Source organism: Flammeovirga agarivorans (assembly GCF_012641475.1).
Taxonomy (GTDB): domain Bacteria; phylum Bacteroidota; class Bacteroidia; order Cytophagales; family Flammeovirgaceae; genus Flammeovirga; species Flammeovirga agarivorans.
Map to the genome: position 1 here is coordinate 1 of NZ_JABAIL010000028.1, position 2,569 is coordinate 2,569.

A 2,569-nucleotide genomic window follows, 5' to 3' on the forward strand; every position below is an offset into this window, starting at 1 on the left:
TGACGGAACTGTTCCATTACATTTTTATTGTTTTTATCTGTTTTTACATTTTGCCCAATAACAGAATGAGATAATAAAATTAATAATATGATAAACTTTGACATTATCTGATATTTTGGCTTTATGTTGTGTAACGTGATGGCTAAACTACGTGTGAGGGTGCGTCACCCGAAACATGGAGTTTTAGCTAATGTTATATTTTTGTAAGTTGAAACAAACAGTGAAGTGATAACTATTCCTTCTTGGGTCTCATCTCTCTTCCTGATGGGTCCATTGAAAGTAAATTAGAATGAAGGTCCCATAAACCTTCTTTCGGTGTTTCAGACTCTTCATCTATTGTAAACAAAGCCCAATCAAGATGATCATTTTCTGATTCAAAACCTTCAAATGAAGCTATTGGATCTTCTAAATGGTATAATATAGAAAAAGCTGTTTCGTAGCCTATTATTTTAAATAATCTAGCAATACTCTTTGCTTCTACACCCTTGTCAAGCATACCTTTAATTATTGATCCAAAATCACCTAATGGTGAATCATCAAATTCTTCTTTCGAAAGATTTTCTATCCAATCAGTATTCTCTTCATCAGGAATAATTTTCCAGATACCTCTTAAAAAAATCTCTTGTTCTGTCATTTTCTATTTTTAGTTTATTATTAGTCAATAAAATATAACGTATATGCTAAACTGCGGTCATTGGGCGTGTCGACCAATGACTGAAGTTTCAGCAATTGTTGTAAGTATTTTATTAAATTTCAGATAGAGTATTATAAAGGCAATCAAAATCATGTTGAGTTGACAACACATTAATATTTGTCCATCTATAACCTTTTGATTTAGCAATTTCATAAGCTCTTTGAAACATTTCTTGAAATCTTAAATTGATTAACATTGAGGAAATGTCTCTTGATTCTGAAATAATAGGACTATCTTCAATTTCATATGATCCTTCAAATATTTTGGATATGAAAGATGACCCTTTTAAGACAGTATCCCTCATACAAGTTTCGGCCTCTTCGTCAGCTAACCAAAATAAATCTTTTGTACCTTCGAAATATGTAAACCCTGCAAGTTCAAAACTAAGATCAACATTTTCATTATTATAGCTCAATTCACAATAAATTGTTTCTAATTGTTCGTTTCTTGGGGGATGAATCAAAAGGGTATCCTGCAAAAACTTTTTACGTACTAGTTTTTATTCTATAAGCTTATTACTCTCCATAGTAAACTTTTCAAGTTCATCTGCTATATATTCTGAATTATCTATAAAACATTTTAAACCTATGAGTTTGTAAAAAATTGTTTCTGACTGCTTCAACAATTCGTTTTCAATTATCTCTATCCCTTTATGCAATGAACCTTGTTCTATCTGTTCATATACACTTTCATAAATTTCAAATTCCATTGTTTTTTAGTTTGCTTATCTTGAGCTTAATTACTTACAACGAAATTGCTAAACTGCGAGCGAGGACGCGTCGGCCGAGACTTGCTGTTTTAGCTGGTGTTACCCAATGTTATAGTTAAATATCTGATTTTATTTTAGATAACTGTTCCGAACCTGTTCCATATTCGTTTAAAAGGTCACGAACTTCCATGAGAGCAAAACCAAGTAAATTTAAACCTCTCCATTCATAAACATTGTTTGCTTTATCAGAATCTTTTGTCAATCCGATGCCCCAAATAATATCAACAGGACTAGCTTCAACTAATACTCTTGATTGCGTTTTAATTAAATATTCACCTAAAGCTTTATTCTGATTAAATTTATGAATATTTCCAATTTTTACGATGTCGTATCTATGTTTTTGCCATATTTCATCATTAAAATTGGTAACTAATCTACCTAGATCTTTTGCTTCTCCTGGCTTCTTACAATTAATTATTTTATTATAAATTTCTTGATCATTGAATAATTTAGCCTTTTGAGCCATCATCCAATGTTCAGTTGTTTTATATGTGATCCCATCTATAATAAAATCAGATTCAAACCATTGGCTAAAACAAAAATTTCCGACTTCTTGATTGTGTTGTTTTGTGTGTCCCCAAAAAAACAAATACTTTATATTTTCTAAGTTATCTTGTTTTTCTTGAAGCCATGAAACACTATATAATTGAGACATTATTTGAAAGTTTAATTTGATAATCTTGGATACTGTATGACAATATTGGGTAACGAAATTGCTAAACTACGTGAGAGGGTGCGTCACCCGAAACATGGAGTTTTAGCTGGTGTTGTGGAGTGTTTTTTTTATTACTTAATATTCAAAACTAGCTTGTGGTAATAATATTACTATTTACTTTTCTATGTTTTTTATCTATATAAATTCCGATTATTAATAATAGAAAACTACTTATTGGAAACGTCCTTAACAGTTAAAAAATATGAATCGTCCATCTCCAAAATTTATTTTACTATTGGGTAATGTCCAAATGAATAAACATAAAGGATGAATTAGGAAAAATAGTTGAAGTAAATACAATATAGTCCAGAAAGTCATGTTACTATTTTTTCTTCGATGGCTCTTTCTTAAAAAAACAACTGTAGTTAAAAATAGTAATACCCCTAAAATT

The 2,569-nt window shown here is 30.2% G+C and carries 4 protein-coding genes; all 4 read right to left on the minus strand.

Translation table 11 applies throughout. From position 1 onward, the window contains the following. Positions 1-232 precede the first annotated feature (232 nt). Positions 233-634 carry a hypothetical protein gene (locus HGP29_RS27900; protein ID WP_168885761.1) on the minus strand — a complete coding sequence of 134 codons (402 nt, stop codon included), beginning with the start codon at positions 632-634 and terminating at the stop codon, positions 233-235. A 112-nt stretch (positions 635-746) separates the two neighbouring features. Beyond that, on the minus strand, positions 747-1,109 hold the full coding sequence (locus HGP29_RS27905; RefSeq protein ID WP_168885762.1) for a hypothetical protein: 363 nt from the start codon (positions 1,107-1,109) through the stop codon (positions 747-749). 84 nt (positions 1,110-1,193) lie between these two features. Continuing rightward, a complete protein-coding gene (locus HGP29_RS27910; protein ID WP_168885763.1) occupies positions 1,194-1,403 on the minus strand; it encodes a hypothetical protein in 210 nt (69 codons plus the stop codon). Between the two features lie 115 nt (positions 1,404-1,518). Beyond that, on the minus strand, positions 1,519-2,118 hold the full coding sequence (locus HGP29_RS27915; RefSeq protein ID WP_168885764.1) for an NADAR family protein: 600 nt from the start codon (positions 2,116-2,118) through the stop codon (positions 1,519-1,521). Between the last annotated feature and the right edge of the window lie 451 nt (positions 2,119-2,569).

Coding starts and splice junctions, on each gene's coding strand:
- HGP29_RS27900 (WP_168885761.1), bottom strand. CDS start 634: ATGACAGAACAAGAGATTTTTTTAAGAGGTATCTGGAAAATTATTCCT.
- HGP29_RS27910 (WP_168885763.1), bottom strand. CDS start 1,403: ATGGAATTTGAAATTTATGAAAGTGTATATGAACAGATAGAACAAGGT.
- HGP29_RS27915 (WP_168885764.1), bottom strand. CDS start 2,118: ATGTCTCAATTATATAGTGTTTCATGGCTTCAAGAAAAACAAGATAAC.